General features: G+C 47.1%; 1 pseudogene. It reads right to left on the reverse strand.

From position 1 onward, the window contains the following. Window positions 1-257, reverse strand: a pseudogene (locus AAEY83_RS16605) (HlyD family secretion protein); the annotation flags it as partial.

The following is a 257-nucleotide window of genomic DNA, read 5'->3' on the forward strand; positions in this document are numbered from 1 at the left end:
TCTTTATCTTGCTTAGCCGCCAGTAAACCCGCCTCGTTTTTGCGTAAGTTAGCTTGCTGAATACTCACTTGCGCTTCAGCTTCTTGTCGCGCCTGCACAGTGCCAGAACCGTCTAACGCCAAGTTGCGATAACGCTCAAGATTAAAATTAGCCAATTTAAGCGCAAAAAAATTGGCATCTAACGTTGCCCGAGCTTGTTTAATGACCGATGCCTGATGGATAAGCTTAGCCTGCAGGCTGTTAATACTGGCTTGCGC

Origin of the sequence: Psychrobacter sp. TB20-MNA-CIBAN-0197 (assembly GCF_040309765.1) — a bacterium.
GTDB lineage: Bacteria > Pseudomonadota > Gammaproteobacteria > Pseudomonadales > Moraxellaceae > Psychrobacter > Psychrobacter submarinus.